Origin of the sequence: Pseudoramibacter porci (assembly GCF_009696145.1) — a bacterium.
Classification (GTDB): domain Bacteria; phylum Bacillota; class Clostridia; order Eubacteriales; family Eubacteriaceae; genus Pseudoramibacter; species Pseudoramibacter porci.
Window position 1 is genome coordinate 1 of sequence record NZ_VUMO01000017.1, and the last position, 15103, is coordinate 15103.

At 53.2% G+C, this 15103-nt stretch carries 10 protein-coding genes; all 10 read right to left on the reverse strand.

The window, feature by feature from the left end:
• Nucleotides 1-164 precede the first annotated feature (164 nt).
• Nucleotides 165-1154, reverse strand: coding sequence for a TDT family transporter (locus FYJ52_RS09405; protein WP_205960826.1), 990 nt, complete (start codon nt 1152-1154; stop codon nt 165-167).
• Nucleotides 1132-3249, reverse strand: a complete 2118-nt coding sequence (gene cooS / locus FYJ52_RS09410) for an anaerobic carbon-monoxide dehydrogenase catalytic subunit (RefSeq protein ID WP_154576968.1) — start codon at nt 3247-3249, stop codon at nt 1132-1134. Before cooS ends, FYJ52_RS09405 begins: the two co-directional genes overlap by 23 nt.
• Nucleotides 3250-3439: 190 nt before the next feature.
• Nucleotides 3440-3676 (reverse strand): hypothetical protein, encoded by a 237-nt coding sequence (locus tag FYJ52_RS09415; RefSeq protein ID WP_154576969.1) that lies wholly within the window; start codon nt 3674-3676, stop codon nt 3440-3442.
• Complete coding sequence (locus FYJ52_RS09420) at nt 3669-4568, reverse strand: NAD(P)-dependent oxidoreductase (RefSeq protein ID WP_328598805.1); 900 nt, start codon at nt 4566-4568, stop codon at nt 3669-3671. The genes FYJ52_RS09415 and FYJ52_RS09420 overlap by 8 nt, the downstream gene beginning before the upstream one ends.
• Nucleotides 4569-4689: 121 nt before the next feature.
• Nucleotides 4690-5505 (reverse strand): NifB/NifX family molybdenum-iron cluster-binding protein, encoded by an 816-nt coding sequence (locus tag FYJ52_RS09425; protein WP_328598804.1) that lies wholly within the window; start codon nt 5503-5505, stop codon nt 4690-4692.
• A gap of 116 nt (nt 5506-5621) precedes the next feature.
• Nucleotides 5622-6944, reverse strand: a complete 1323-nt coding sequence (locus FYJ52_RS09430; RefSeq protein WP_154576971.1) for a nucleotide sugar dehydrogenase — start codon at nt 6942-6944, stop codon at nt 5622-5624.
• 20 nt (nt 6945-6964) lie between these two features.
• A complete protein-coding gene (locus FYJ52_RS09435; protein ID WP_205960827.1) occupies nt 6965-8032 on the reverse strand; it encodes a glycoside hydrolase family 18 protein in 1068 nt (355 codons plus the stop codon).
• A 29-nt stretch (nt 8033-8061) separates the two neighbouring features.
• A complete protein-coding gene (locus FYJ52_RS09440) occupies nt 8062-9969 on the reverse strand; it encodes a polysaccharide deacetylase family protein (protein ID WP_154576972.1) in 1908 nt (635 codons plus the stop codon).
• Between the two features lie 6 nt (nt 9970-9975).
• On the reverse strand, nt 9976-11808 hold the full coding sequence (locus FYJ52_RS09445; RefSeq protein ID WP_235901595.1) for a glycosyltransferase family 2 protein: 1833 nt from the start codon (nt 11806-11808) through the stop codon (nt 9976-9978).
• Nucleotides 11805-14951: a polysaccharide deacetylase family protein gene (locus FYJ52_RS09450; protein WP_154576973.1), complete on the reverse strand. Its 3147-nt coding sequence runs from the start codon at nt 14949-14951 to the stop codon at nt 11805-11807. The genes FYJ52_RS09445 and FYJ52_RS09450 overlap by 4 nt, the downstream gene beginning before the upstream one ends.
• Nucleotides 14952-15103 lie beyond the last annotated feature (152 nt).

Sequence of the window (15103 nt, forward strand, 5' to 3'; positions counted from 1 at the left end):
TTTTTATGTCGGATGCAATGACCCAAAAACCCGCACGTCAGGCCAGCTGCTTCCCCTATTATATAAAAATAAGTGCAGCAGGATGAGAATTTCTTCTCTGTCTTGCTACACTTATATGGTACTAAAACCCGCTGTGTTCAATCAGCGGGAAGATTCAATATCAATTACTTACCGGCAAAGATGTGGAGCATGTATCGCGCTGCGACACAAACCACGAAGCAACCTGCTGCAATGGTCTCCGCGAGAACAACCGGACCGAGGGGCAGCGGATGCCCCGCGGCAGCAACCCAAGCTGTGGTCTGTTTCACCGCATTGGCCGAAATAACGAAAGGAAAGGTCATCCCTGCCCAGCTCGGATAAAACGGCCGTGAGAGACAGCGCAGCGCACAAACGAGTGCGAAAACGTAGATCGCGCTGGACGCTGCAAGCAAAGCAATCAGAAGCATTACGTTGCTGGACGCGGCTGACTGGATATCCGCCACGATGCACAACGACAGCGGCGCCGCGTAAATCGCAGTCAGTGGCTTAAACGGTTCTGCCGGCGGCCGCTTGATCATCCGCGCCGTGACGACAAAAAAGAGCACGGCAAAAGCGCAAAGCCCAAACCAGAACGCAAAGGTGCCGACCGACATCTGATAGCCGAACACCGGCGCCGTCACCCCGGCCGCGGCGAAACCAACGTAAACGATGAAGCACACGGTGTAAATCTGTTCAAGTTTAAACTTGCGGATAAACCTGAAAAAGTAATAAATCATCAACACCGCGTGCAGGCCGACGGCGGTCTGCCAGAGCCACAGTCCGAAAGAGCCGGCGCCGAAGTACTGGGTCAAATAGACGGCACAGAACATCAGCCCCATGGTGAAGGTCCCGGCGACCCCCGCCGTTACGGGTTGACTTATATCCGCCAAGAGTGCTTTTGGAAATAGCAGCAGTTTAAGAAGCAGCAGCACCAGCATAAAAGCAGCCGCTATGCCGCAAGCCATACGCCAGCCCTCGCCAAAGCTCTGCAGGAGATTGCCGAGGGCGAAAGCTGCGAGCATGACCCCGCTTAAATTGATCGGCACCCGGCCGATGACGGCTTTGGCGGCGGCGAGCCCTTCCGCCCGCGCCGCCTCTTCAATTTGAAGACTCTCAGTCCCAGCCCAGCGCTTCACGTTTTGCCTCCACATCGCGGACACATTTTTCGCCGAGAGCTGCCGGATCGGCGTCGACGACCATGACCGACCCCAGGGTTTCTTTCGAGCCGTATTTCAAATACTCGGTGACCTTTTTCGAGCCGTAAATCGGCGCTTCAACACAGTGATATGAGTTGATGCCGAACAGACGGAAGGCCAGTGCCGCATCAAGGCCTTTTTCATTCGCCCATTCAGGTGAGGCGAAAGCGTAAGGCATGTCCTTAATCGGGATGCCCAGTGCCCCGGCGACGCCGCCAAAGAAAGCCGTCGACCGCGCGTTGTCGATGCATTCGCCCACATGGAGCACCGGCGGCAGATTGTGTGCCTTAAGCCAATCCTTCAGCGAATCGCCGCAGCGATCCCAGGCCGGCTCCGACGCCTGGCAGTAGCCGAGCTTAATGAGTGGGTAAGATGCGCAGCCGTTGGTCAGAATCAGGAAATTGTTTTTAAGCATCACGTCCGTATAATCGACAATGGTTTTTTCGTAGACGACCCGCGGATTGGTGCAGCCGACGAGATTGACGATGCCGCGAATCGTCCCGTCCTTCACCGCATCCACTAAATCCTGCAGACCGCCGAAGGCCTTCTTAAAATATTCCACTGAAAAGCCGACGTCCGCTGTGATTTCGTAATTCGGAATGGAAACCGGAACGTCCCGGCGGTTTTTAAAGCTTTCGATTGCGCGGTCGACGATTTTTTCTGCAATGGCTTTTGTTTCGGCGATATTCGTGTGGTGATGGTCGTAGCCGATGTGTTCCGCTCCCGGGAGCCGGCCGGAATCGTGGGTCGTGACGACTGTCGTCTTGAAACAATGAGCCACATCCATGATCGCCGGATAAACTTCCTGAACGTCAGCCACCCAGAGATCGAGAGCGCCAGTGGTGATAACCATTTCCGCACTGATCGCGTTGGACAGCGGAATGACGCCGTCGTAGCGATACATCGCCGAAAGTCCTGAGCAGCAGATACCGTAGAATTGGATACCCGTGGCGCCGGCCGCCTTGGCCTTATCGATATATTTCTGCGTCTGACCGGTGCGCACAATTTCCCGAACCAGCATCGGCAAATGGCCGTGAACTGCAATGTTCACGGTGTCCTTTTTCAGCGCCCCGACGTTAACCTTGGCCGTCGCGCGGTCGCCGATGCCCAACAGCCCGTCCGTCGCAATCGACGTCCCAAGCACCGTACTGAATGTAAAGGCCAGGCCGTCTCTGAGCATCTGCTGCATGACGCTCTTCCAATCGCCATTGACGCCGACCCCGGTAATATGATTCGATTCAAAAGCTTCGTGGTAAGCGCTGACCGGGATAATATCCAGGTCCTGCCAAACCTTCTGGCGTTCCGGCGGTGCACAGGCTGCGATCGTCTTGTACTGTCCCGGGTAAGGCGTCGACAAATCGTCGAGAAGGGCCTTGCAAAGATCGATCGTGATATTTTTTAGCTGGCGGTTTTTCGTCTTGATCCCGAACTGTTCCGCCACCGCTTTAATTTTGTATTCCCCCTCGATCGGCACATCGAGCTTGCCTTCCGCCGCCCACATTAAATTCAAAATGACCTCCCGGGCGTGCATCCCGTGCTGGGCGACGCCGGCAGCGGCCATGCGGCAGAGGTTGCGCGCTACAATCAAATCCGCGTCCGCGCCGCAGACCCCTTTGGGGCTTTTGGGCGTAATTCGGCACGGACCCATCAGGCAATTCTTGCAGCAAATCCCCGCGATACCGAAATTACACTGGGGCTTCTGAGCGTCAAACCGGTCAAACACACTGTCAATGCCGAGGTCATCCATCCGACGCACCATCTCCCGCACGGCTGGGTCCGGCGTTTCGTTCATCTGCCGTTCCTTGTCTGGAAATGTTTTCTTGTACGCCGCGACGGCCTTCATATAGTCGTCCTGATAATCGGCGTCCGTCGTGTGATCGTGTTCGTGATCGACCACCTTCGGAATGCCATTTTTGTCGAACATGATTATCGGACGGTGGCTGTGGTCACCCTTAGCGTGCGAATGTCCTTTCAGATATTCTGCTTCGTTTTTCGGATCAAAACTGTGCGGATGATGATGTTGATGTTTGCTCATACGATTCTCCTCTTCTTTTGTCTCACCTAAATCGTGCGCAATACGCATTTTTATTAAACCTATCGATTATGTATATAATAAATGAAACACTGCGTATGATCAACCACATCTTAAAATTTTTCCAAAATTTCTTAAAATTAAAAAAACCGCCGCCGGACAAACCAGTGACGGATGATATTGCGCCGTTAGATTATTGCTCGCGCTTTTCTTCGTCGCGCCCAATGCCGCGCTCTCTGTCGCTTCGGCCGATGCCATTTTTCCAGGCGATGACAGCCGCCGCCGCAATGAGCACGACGACGAGCACGGCCAGCACCTTGGTCGATCGGATCAGCACGATGCCGACGATGCCGAGAATCAGCGGTACAAGAATCGCCGCCATGATCAGCGCGAAAATCAGAAGCAGGCGGCGGCGTTGTTCCTTATTCATCGAAATCCACTTTCTCGCCTCTGGCGTCGTAATAGGCGATGATGGCCTGGGTGCCGAGCTCGCCCATCCCCTGGCGGCGCAAATCCTTGTACATCGACAGCACGGTGTTTAACACCTCGAGATGCAGCTGCCGATCTTCCGCCTCCGCGTCGGCGATCGTCAAATCCTTGATCAAATGTTTGACGAAAAAGCCCGGTGCGAAATCGCCCGACGCCATTTTCGGGCCCAGGTTCGTCATCTGCCAACTGCCTGCCGCGCCGCCACCGATACTCTTAAGCATCTTGTCAAGATCGAGCCCCGCGGCCTGTCCGTATTTCACCGCCTCGCAGACCCCGGTCACCGTGCCGGCCAAAGCGATCTGGTTAGCCATTTTCGTGTGCTGGCCAGTGCCCGGGCCGCCTTCCCAGAGAATCTGTGTGCCGAGGTGTTCAAGCACCGGGCGCACGGCGTCGACCGCGTCCCGATCCCCACCGGCCATGATGGAAAGGGTGCCCTTCTGCGCGCCGACATCTCCGCCGGAGACCGGCGCATCTACGGCCGCACCGCCGCGTTTTGCCGCCGCTTCGGCAATTTTCACCGATAAACTCGGCCGGGTCGTCGTCATGTCGACAAAGATCGTGCCGTCGTCTGCCGCCGCGAGAATCCCCGTGTCGTCATCGGTCCCGAAATAGACCCCTTCGACGTCCTTCGGGAAACCCACCATGGTGAACACGACGTCCTGGCCTTTCGCGCATGCAGCCGGGCTTTCTGCCCAGCGGGCGCCCTTTTGCGTCAACGGCGCCGCCTTGGCCTGGGTGCGATTGTAAACCGTCAGGGTATAGCCTGCGTCTATGAGCCGACCAGCCATCGGGGCACCCATGACACCTGTCCCGATCCATCCGATTTTCTTTATATTTTTCATATTGATTCGCCTCTTTTGCATTTTCAATAAATTTTCGGCTAGTCTATCACAGTCGATTGTAAAATTCAAGGCACAAAAAAAGACAGCCCTCGAGCTGTCTTGCGCCGCTCCTTTAATGGCAGCAGCTATGGCCGTCTTCGTGATGATGCGCGCAGTGATGCCCTTCACTGTGATGATGACCGCAGTGATGGCCTTCGCCGTGGTGATGCCCCTCACCGTGGTGATCGCAGTGCACATCGGGATTGTAGTCCAGCTGATCGGCAAGAAAGGCGTTCACCGCCGCGTCTGCATCCCCAGAAACGCCGCCATAAACCGCGATGCCCGCTTGACGCAGCGCGTTCTGCGCACCGCCACCGATGCCGCCGCAGATCAGCGCGTCGACATCCGCCTGCGCCAAAAGCCCAGCCAAAGCGCCGTGGCCCAGCCCTTCATTGCCCGCGACCTGGGTGCTCACCACCTTGCCGTCCTCGACATCGTAAATCTTAAAGTTTTCTGTCCGGCCGAAATGCTGAAAGATTTGACCGTTATCGTAAGTGACCGCTATTCTCATCTGATTGCTTTCCTTTCGCTTGATTTTTTTGATTTGCCAAGTGTCCGCTCTCCAACAATGAGGCCGACCGCAGCAGCCAAGGGCCGTCCCGTCGCACAGACTGACGTGTCCGCCGTCGATCGTCAGCGCCATGCCGCCGACAATGGCCTCGGCGATTTTGCGGCGGGCGCTCTCGTATATATCCGTCACCGTCGTCCGGGAGACGCCCATCTGTGCGGCACATTGGGCATGGGTGCGCCCTTCCAAATCGATCAGCCGGATGGACTCGTATTCGTCTAAGGTCAGCACCACATTCCCTTCGGGGGGCATGCCGTCCGGCGCAAAGCGCATCCAATTGGGCTGCCTGCAAATGCGTCTGCATTTTGGTGGTCTCGCCACGTCCTCACCTCATTTCTGACATATGTCAATAACATTGTAATTCATTTTCTCATAAAAGGCAAGCCTTTAGCGAATTAAATCGATCTTTGGAACCACCATCAGATGATCCACCGGGTTTATAGCCGCCAATACTTGAAGCCCTCGCCTTTCATCGTCTTGATATCGTAAATTCCTTTAACGTCGATTAATATTTTTCCGCCGCTGCTGTCCGTCTTGTACAGCGCTTTCAGCTCGTCTGCAGTGAGGGCCTTGAACTGATCGTGAGCCACCGCAACGATGATACAGTCTGCATCCTTAACTTCCTCAAAGGGGGTCAGCGCCACACCGTACATGCGCGCAGCCTCTTCTTTGTCCGCCCACGGATCACAGATCTGCGGCTCAATGCCGTACTGATGCAGTTCCCTGATCATATCCTTCACTTTACTATTGCGAATATCGGGGCAGTTTTCTTTAAAGGTCAACCCCAAAATCACAAATCGGGATTTTTTAACCGCCAAGCCCGCGCGCACCGCCTGCTTAATGGCCACCTGGGCCACAAAAGCGGCCATCCCGTCGTTAACTTCCCGGCCGGCCAACACGATCTGGCTGTGGTAGCCAAGCTTTTCCGCCTCGTAAATAAAGTAATAGGGATCGACGCCGATACAATGCCCGCCGACCAGCCCCGGCCGGAACCCGAGGGCATTCCATTTGGTATCCATCCCGTCGACGACCTCGTTGGTGTCAATGCCCATTCTGTCAAACACCATCGCCAGCTCGTTCATAAAGGCGATGTTGATATCCCGCTGGCTGTTTTCAACGACTTTGACCGCCTCGGCCGTCTTGATATTGGAGACCGCGTAAGTGCCCGCGTCGATGATGATGTCGTAGACCGCCTGAATGGTTTCAAGGGTTTCTAAGTCCATCCCTGAAATGATTTTTTTAATGTTGGACAGTCTGTGCACTTTGTCGCCCGGGTTGATGCGCTCCGGACTGTAGCCGATTTTCCAATCCTTCCCGCACATCAGGCCAGAGACCTTTTCAATGATCGGTGCACAAATATTTTCCGTCACCCCCGGATAAACCGTCGACTCGAACACGACAACCGATCCACGTTGCAGTTGCCGGCCGACCACTTTTGACGCTTCTTCAACCGGACTCAAGTCCGGTGTGTGGTCTTGGTTGATAGGCGTCGGCACCGCAACGATAAAAAATTTCGCAGCATGCAAATCGTCTTCATTCGCGGTGAACCGCACCGCCGTTTTGGCGATGGCCTGATCGCCGACTTCGTCCGTCGGGTCGATGCCTCTTTTGTATAAATCGATTTTCTGCGCGTCGGTATCAAAGCCGATGACGTCGACACCGCGTTCGGCGAAGGCCAGTGCGATCGGCATCCCGACGTAGCCCAATCCAATCACTGCCAGGCAGGTTTGGCGGGTGGTCAACTGATTGTAAACTTCCATTGCTTTTTCCCTTTTTAAATTCAAAGCCGCCACAGCGCCACCGGCACTTTTCGGCTGGCGCGCTGATCCAACGCTTTGGCCCAGATCGACAAGGTCTTGGCGTCGGCGTACCAAACCGTGTGCTTATCGTATTGAAAGACCAGAGCGCCGCTGGCTCTGTCCCGCTTCGGTTTCGCGCTGTACTTTTTCATCAAAGCGGCCGCTTCGTCAACTGTTACGGCCTTGGCCTGTTTTGAGCCTACAAAATCAAAGCCGCCGTTGGCCAGAGCGTAGGTGACGTTGCCGAGCTTTTCGAAGCGCCCTGCCGTTTCTTTCAGAAATTTAACGTCCGCTTTGGGCCCCGGTTTTGTGCCGTTGCCATAAAGGTTGTAGCACATCACCACGTATTCCGGCCCGGACGGCAGTTGAATGTTTTCGACCGGCGTCAGCGTTTCAAGCACGATCCGAAGCTTTAAATTACTGGCATTACACTGAGCGATCAAACGATTTTCAAAATCGATGAACCGCGCCCAGAGTGCCCTATCCTTCCTGATTTTTTCGAAATCGATCTCGACGCCGTCGCATTGGTAATCCTGTGCCATGTCCACAATCGATGTGGCCGTCGCTTCCGCCTGTTCCGGCGTGCCGATCAAACGCTTAAGCAGCGCGACACTCTTCTCTTCTTTTTCGGTATCGTTGACCACCGACAAATACACCGGCATCTTTTTCAAAGTGGAAGATGTTTTCAATTGTCCGATAATATCGGCAGATTTTTCAGGGAGGTTCAGGGTTTTGCCGTCTGGATAATCCGCTGCGAACGCGCCCACGCTTCCGATACGATCGGTGTTTTGGGCCAAGGTACGCACCGCGCCGCCGCCATCCCAATATACGGTCCAAGTGGTCAGACTTCTGCCGCCGCGGCTTAAGCTTTTGATTTCCTGTGTCTGTTCCTCATGCCCCGTTGCGACAGAACCGGCTGTCTTCTTATCCTTTTCAGCGCCGCACGCGCTGAAACTCATCAGACCGAGTGCCAAAACCACCGTGGCCACACTGATGGCTTTGACCCACGCATATCCTTTTTTGTCCCTGCTCTGTGTTATTTTTTTCATGCTCACTCCTCTACATTGATCCTTTTATTTTACAGGTGATCGACAAACCAATTAACCATCGCGTTCCAGGCGAGGCTCAAGTCGTGGCCAATTTTTTCAAAACCGTGGTAAGTGTAGTCGTAATACGGTGCACTTGGAGACAGCGGCGAAATGATCAGATTTTCAAAGGCCGCATCGTACACATCGTCAGCGATGTTGCGCTGGCTCTTCTGAAAACCGCCGAATCGGCTCTCAAGTGCCACACCCCCCGACGACGTGTCAGAAAGTTTCAGGTCGTCGGCCAGCTCGATATTATCTACTCGAATTGCCATGCGATCGCCCTTAAGGGCCGCTTCGATTTGAACGTCGCCCGGATCGCTGATCTGAAGCGCCGGCACGTATTCTTTCGCGCCGTCCTTCACGCTGGGCACCTTTTCCCTCGAAACGCGCCATGCCTTGAGCCGATACAGCCCTGCGGTCAACTCGTCTCTTGAAAACTTGCCGCGCACCTTTAATTCTGCCTCGTGGGCGTCCCTGCTGTCTTCCGGCACTGAAACCGGGTGAGTGTCGTGGAGCTTAAACAAGTCTTGGGTCAAGAGGGTCCGGACGCCGTTTTTGCCCTTCTCTCTCACGTACAGCACGTTGTTCTCCACCGATATCGCGACGCATCGCTTGAAACCGCCTTTGGACTTGTAGGCGCCGCCGGTGCGCAGATAAATCGTCTGTCCCCCGATTTTGTTGCCCTTCAACCGGCAGCTCAGCTTCATGTCCTGGCACTGAATTTTCTTCAAAACTAAAACGCCCTTCGATCGCGATTCTGAAGTCAAGGCGATCAAATTGTGTTTAAATTCGGCTGCCCCCTTTACGAGGCGCCATTCGGAGAAGCCTTTTCGGTCGCCTTTTTCAAAAACGATATGGTGCCGATCTTTTTTCGGCAAATCGTCCCGGATGCGCATGAGCAGGTGATTGGTGTACCACCAAGGCTGAGGTTCCAGACGCGTTAAGTCGTAAATGGACGACTTTTTATTATTAAAGGAAAAACCTTCCCGATTGATGTTCATTTTGAACAGGCTCTCGAGATTTTCCCCGTTGACGGCGGAGACGCCAGGATTGTTGCCGTAACGCCCGGTATTGGAATGCATGATGCAGTAGAGATCGGGCACGTAACCAATGCGTTTTTGATAAATCTTTTCCATTAAGTCATAATCTCTCGTGATCCGTTTGCGCATTTGATTGGTGCTCTCTGTTGGGACGCGGTCTCGATCGCGGATGTAATCCATCAGATAATGGTTGTAATCCCGGTCGATGTATTGATTGATTTCGACAAACTCCCGAGAGTCCATCTGACCCAAAAAGCGATGGTATCGGTCAAAGGTATTGATGTATGACAATCGGTAGCCGTTGGTTCCCAATTCCCAATACCCTTCGCCCTTCAGTTTTTTCAAATCCTCAGGCGACACGAATTTTTCATCGTTGCGGTCAAACTTTTCAGCGTAAGTCAAAATCGACGCCTTGTCGTTCAGCTTCTCCAAAAGTTTTTCGGTAAACAGCACCGTATCCTTCCGGCCGTCCTCAAACATCAGGAACACGGCTTTGTCCGGCAGCGGCTTGCCGTAGTAATAGTAATTTTCCAAGTCCTGCTGGGTCACTGTCACATAGCCAAGCTTTTTCAGTGCTGTCAGCTCTTCTTCCAGGCGCGTGGTCGAAATCAGCGAATCGGTTCCCTTTCGGGCAACCCCGAAATAAGACAGCGCGATAAACCCGTGATCTCGCCCGGAGACGATCTTTTTATCCTGTCGATTGTAAGGCTTGTAAGTTTTGGTAACCAGCAGCGCCCGCGCGACCAAAAAGACGGTAAATACGATGATCACAATTTCCAGACACGTCCTTAAAATTTTGACAGTATCCTTGGGCGTTTCGATCGAATAAAATAGAAATTTCTTTTTTTTACGCTTCATGCTTGTCTAATTCTGCTCTCTTGCTTTCATTTTTTTCTTTTTCTTTTCGTCGCGTTTCTCCTTAGCCTTGACATCGCTCGGCGTCATGCGGGTGCCCCAGGTGGATTTCCAGAAGGTGAACCACGCAATGGGCATCTGCCACAGCAAAACCACTTCGTAATACACGCAAAACCAGAAGCCGAAAAGCCAGGTGCTGCTCTTTCTGAAAAAGAGCTGGGCGATCGACATCATCATGGACATCAAAAGCAGTCCCAAGAGAAAAGTCTTTGGGAAAATGTGCTGGGTAAAGGGCACGATCATCAGGTTGTAAACCACGATGGCCGGCGCCAGCATCGGAACGACCAGCCCGATGTAGAAATTGATCATCGCGAAGGGCTCCTTGCGCCACATAAATTCGCCCGCCGTCAGCGATTCTCTGAGCCACGACCGCTTCCAGCGCATCTGCTGCTTAAGGAAAACCCGATGGGCTTTCGGAACGATGGTCGAACACACCGCTGTATCCTGGTAGGTGCACTGGTGGTGGCGGAGTACGAAATTGGTCATCGCCCGGTCGTCGCCAAAGGTCGCCTTGTGGCCGAGAAATTTCTGATTGATCCAGGCGTCTTTGTAGTGCATCACAATATCTCTGCGATAGCAGGAGAGCGGCCCGCTCAGGCAGGTCACCGCGTCAAAATAACCCTCGGCCGCCTTCATGATCCGAAAGGCAATGTAATACCGGACGGACTGCATCTTGGTCAGCGAATTGGTGTAGGTATTGGCGACGTCGCACCGGCCGGCACAGCCGCCCATCTTCGGTTCTTTGAAAGGCTGCACCAGATTTCTGACCGCGTAAGGGTCGAGAAAGGAGTCGCTGTCCACAAACATGACCAGATCCGTATCCGTGTTTTCCACACCGCGGACCAGGGCCGCCCGCTTGCCCGCATTCTGTTCCTGGACGAAATACTTCAGCCGATGTTTGACATCGTACCGCGCGTCTTCCTGTTCCGTGAGCTCCTCGACAATTTCCCGAATTTTTTCAACCGAATGGTCCGTCGAGCAATCGTCCACCACGATGACCTTGAGCTTATCGGGCGGATAATCCTGATCGAAGCAGGACAAAATTGTGGTCTGAATCCATTCTTCTTCGTTGAAACACGGAATGATGACCGTCACTGACGGCGTAAAGTCTGGATCGATGGGCACAGGCTTGTACAGCATGCCAAAAAAATACCGTGACAGCAAAAACATAGCGGCGATCAGCGAATACAGATAAAGGATCGCATTGTATTTGAAATAGATCACCGATTCTGCGCGCATCAGCACCACACAGAGACTGACCAGCCCCAGGCTGGCCGCCGACATCGTCAAAAGATAGCGGTCTCGGTGGCGCCGTTTAAATGTTTTGAGATCTTCTATGAACTGAAAGGCGATCTGTCTGCTTTCGTCGATCCATCGGACTTTATTGGCCGCGATCTTAAACCGCGTTTCGTGCCCTTCCGGCATGGCACCCGGCGGAATGTGAAATTTCAGCGTCGCCTTTTTCTCTTGCTTACACCAGGCGTAGTCCTCATCGTTTTGAAAACGGATCAGAATGCCCGTATCCGAAATGTCTATGCATCGACCTTCGATCACCGTGCCGTTCATAAGGGTCAGCTTTACTTTAAAGTCGCTCATATAGCGGACCCCTTTTTTCTGACGCTCGACCCACTCTTTTGGATCGGCATCTGTTTCCTTCTTGCTGTCTTTCCAGCCGCGCCGATCGGACGTCGAGCGCTCGCCGGTAGGGTCGGGAACGTGCGCGAGCAATCTGCGGTCTTTTTTGATCTGCATCAGCACATCATCTTGATCGTTACGTTTCAATTTCTTTCCCGCTCCCTTCTCGGTGTAAATTCATCCACGGCCTGATCCACCCGCTCGAATCGATAACCCTCGCTTTGCCATTTTGGAATCATTTCGTCGAGCATCTGTGCCGTGTATTTCGCGTTTTCCGTCATGTGCATGACAATCACGCTGCCGTTTGTCACTTTGAAATCATCCTCGTCAGAAGGCGAGCCGTTTTGCATCACGTTGAGATACGTATTGAGATCGGTCCGCTTGTAGTCGTTAGTCGAGACATTTCCCGAAACGGCATACCGAAAACCCACATCGAAGACCTGATAAAGCCCCGCCTTGCTGACCGCCAAGGTTGGCGGTCTGAAATTGAGGGACAAGGCTTTTCTCCCGCCGACTTTCACGTCGCCAACGTAGCGGTTCAGCTTATTGTAGGAGGTGACCAAATCCTTGCGCATCGCCTGCTGTTCTTTCCCTGTCAAGGAATCATACCGGCTGTAATCTCGATTGGCGTCCGAAAGGGGCACGTGGGTGTTGGAATGACAGGCGATCTCGTGGCCGTCCGCTGCAATGGCCCGCAGCAGATTGGGATTCTCGTCGACGTGCTGAGTCAAGACAAAAAACGTCGCCTTGACGTGATGTTTTTTGAGCACGTAGAGAATCTTGTTGATCGACTGATCCGTTCCCCAGTCGTCAAAAGTCAGAAACAGGACTTTGTCATCCGTCAGCCGCCCGACTTTATCCAATTGTTTGATTTCACGATTCGTAAATCCCGGCAGTTTCTTGTCATTAACGACGAAATTGCTGCCGACGTAGTGATCTTTCATGTACGCAAACTGCTTTTTTGAACTGTTCATCTTGCCCAGCACGTCTTTATGCAAGGTGACCGCGTGCTGCTTCTTCGGAGAAAGCTTGTAAACCTTTTTCAAATCGAACAATTCACTCACCGTTTTGATTTTGTAGCGGCTGCCGTCCTCGATCTGGTTGGTCGTCGGTGAAACAAAGGCAATGGCGTCGACGTATTGGCCGATGGCCTTGTCGACCATATCGCCCGTCACGGTTTTTTCGCCGTCACGCTTATCCTTGTCGTTCTGGTAATAGTCTAAATTGAAATATTCCAGCCCGCCCCGTGTAAACCGGACCGCCTTTAATTGATCGAATATCTTCGGCAGATCGGCATCTGTCGTCTTCGCCGTCCCGCTTGTGATCATACTCCGGGACGCGCCGACCGCTTTCATATGGTAGGCGTGAACCGCTTCGAGCATGCCTTTGTTTTTCGCGTAGTCGGCCGAGAGCATGATGACCTTCGGCTTTTTGTTGTAGCGCCATTTCATATAGGTCAAGCAGTCGTGGAGATAGCGGGCCATCCCGTCGTAATCTTCGGTATACGTGCTGTTGGATTGAAAATCAAGGCCGATTTCGTTGCCCATTGCCATCAATTGTTCGAGGGTATCTCCCTCTGTGCGCATTTCATCAAAAGTGACAAAAAACGTCCCTTTCGCGCCATGGCTTTTGAGTCGGTTGGCCACGTCGAGATTGACAGCTGTATTGCCCAGATTATTAAAGGTGAACGCAAGGGCCCTTTCCGTCGTCGGCACCTCGGTATGGTAGACGGCCCTTTTCCCCGCGTTGGCGCGCCTGCGTTTGTTCAGCTCCGCTTTGGTCAATTCCGGAACGGTGCCGCTCGCGTCGATGAGGGCACCCACGCTTTCAACTTGGTAGCCCCCGCGCCGCGCTTGCTTCAAAAGGGCTTTGATGTCGGCGGCATCTTGTGCGTCGTAGAGATAAAAGGCCCCTTTCGTCATATTTTTCGGATTCTGCGGTTCAACCGGAATCTGCCCGACCGCAAAACAAGCCGCCCGAATCTGGGGCAGACATTGGGGATCGTAAACCAGATAAGCCTTTGGATTGGCGCCCATTTTCTGAAGAGACTGGGCGCCGCCTACAACCTCCTGGTACATTTTTTGCACATCGCGCGACGCCATGCCCGTCTCGCCCGCGTTTTCCAGCGCGTAACCGTCCGCGTGAATCTGCTTTTTTAGCTGGCGGTTTGTGGCGGACGTCACAAAGAAAGCGCACCCAGCTTTGTAACGCTTCAAAAGCTTAGCCAATCTGTCGTACTGCGCACGGCTGCTGAGCCCCCGGACGCACAGCGCGACCCTTTTTTCGTTGGTCAATGCGCTGCGGTAAACGACCGCCTGATCCGCATCGTCCTTAAGATTGGCGCCGATGTAATCGGCGGCGTGCTGCACCTTGACCTTGTCGAGTGGATCCATTTCGACCTTTTGATCGTTTAACGCGTCCAGTACCCATTTCACCGTCTGATCGAGGGTCACGGTTTTTTCAACCTTGGATTTCTTGTCGTCCAAATCGCTTTGCTTGTCGATGGCCGGCTTTGCCGATTCCACCGTCGGCTCCTGATTCACAGGCTCGGCCTTGCTGTCCAAACTGATGATCACAATACGCTGGCCTGTCAGCTGTTGCACATACGCGGCCGCCTCGCTTTTATTTTTAAAAGTGCTGCGGGTAACAATATCCTCATCCGCCGGCAGGACCATCTGATTGTAGCCGCCTGCCGCGGCAGCTTTCAGCGTTACAATATCCCCTTTCATCCCCGGGACGTAAAGCGTCTGGACCTTGCCGCCCGTTTCTCCGCCGAGGATCTCATGGGATTTGTACAGATGACTGCACAGCGTCTTAACGGCCTTTGCGTTTTGCTCTTCTTCGTTCAAACCGCCGCTGATGACCGTGCAGCCGCTTTTCTTTATTTTTTTGATAAAGCCGCTGTTGCCGCGGGCTTGAATGGCCGGAACCGCGAAAGCCGCGTTTATGTGCCGAGCTTTGACCATTTTGAGAATTTTCGCGTTCATCGTTTCATCGCTGCTGAGCCCTGAAAAGACGAGACTGACCGATCGCGGACTGGCGTTCGCGTCGCCTGTCACCACGTCCACCGGTGCGCTTTTTTGATAAATTTCAACGAGACGGTTTGACGTTTTCGACGAACGCGTTTTGACTGTTCCATCGACCTTGACATCTGTGTAGCGGCTGATCTGATAGATTTTGACAACGCGATAGACAGAAATGAAAATGAGAACCAGAGCGGTGATCGCGACAGCGATGAACACCGCCATTCCGGTTCCCTTGAGTTTGGATGCTTTGATACGTCGTTTCATTTCTTTTTGCTTTTCCCTTTTTCCTTTTGTACTTATCTTTTGTAAGAGATTACAGTAACCTTATTATAATACATATAAAATATTGTTCAACAGCATTAAATATTATTAATATTCTTTTTCTTTTGCCCTGCCTGTTTGATCAGTCAACCGGT

Bases quoted from the DNA above. Each gene is read 5' to 3' on its own strand.
- cooS (WP_154576968.1), bottom strand. From the start codon at position 3,249: ATGAGCAAACATCAACATCATCATCCGCACAGTTTTGATCCGAAAAAC.
- FYJ52_RS09415 (WP_154576969.1), bottom strand. From the start codon at position 3,676: ATGAATAAGGAACAACGCCGCCGCCTGCTTCTGATTTTCGCGCTGATC.
- FYJ52_RS09430 (WP_154576971.1), bottom strand. From the start codon at position 6,944: ATGGAAGTTTACAATCAGTTGACCACCCGCCAAACCTGCCTGGCAGTG.
- FYJ52_RS09435 (WP_205960827.1), bottom strand. From the start codon at position 8,032: ATGAAAAAAATAACACAGAGCAGGGACAAAAAAGGATATGCGTGGGTC.
- FYJ52_RS09440 (WP_154576972.1), bottom strand. From the start codon at position 9,969: ATGAAGCGTAAAAAAAAGAAATTTCTATTTTATTCGATCGAAACGCCC.
- FYJ52_RS09450 (WP_154576973.1), bottom strand. From the start codon at position 14,951: ATGAAACGACGTATCAAAGCATCCAAACTCAAGGGAACCGGAATGGCG.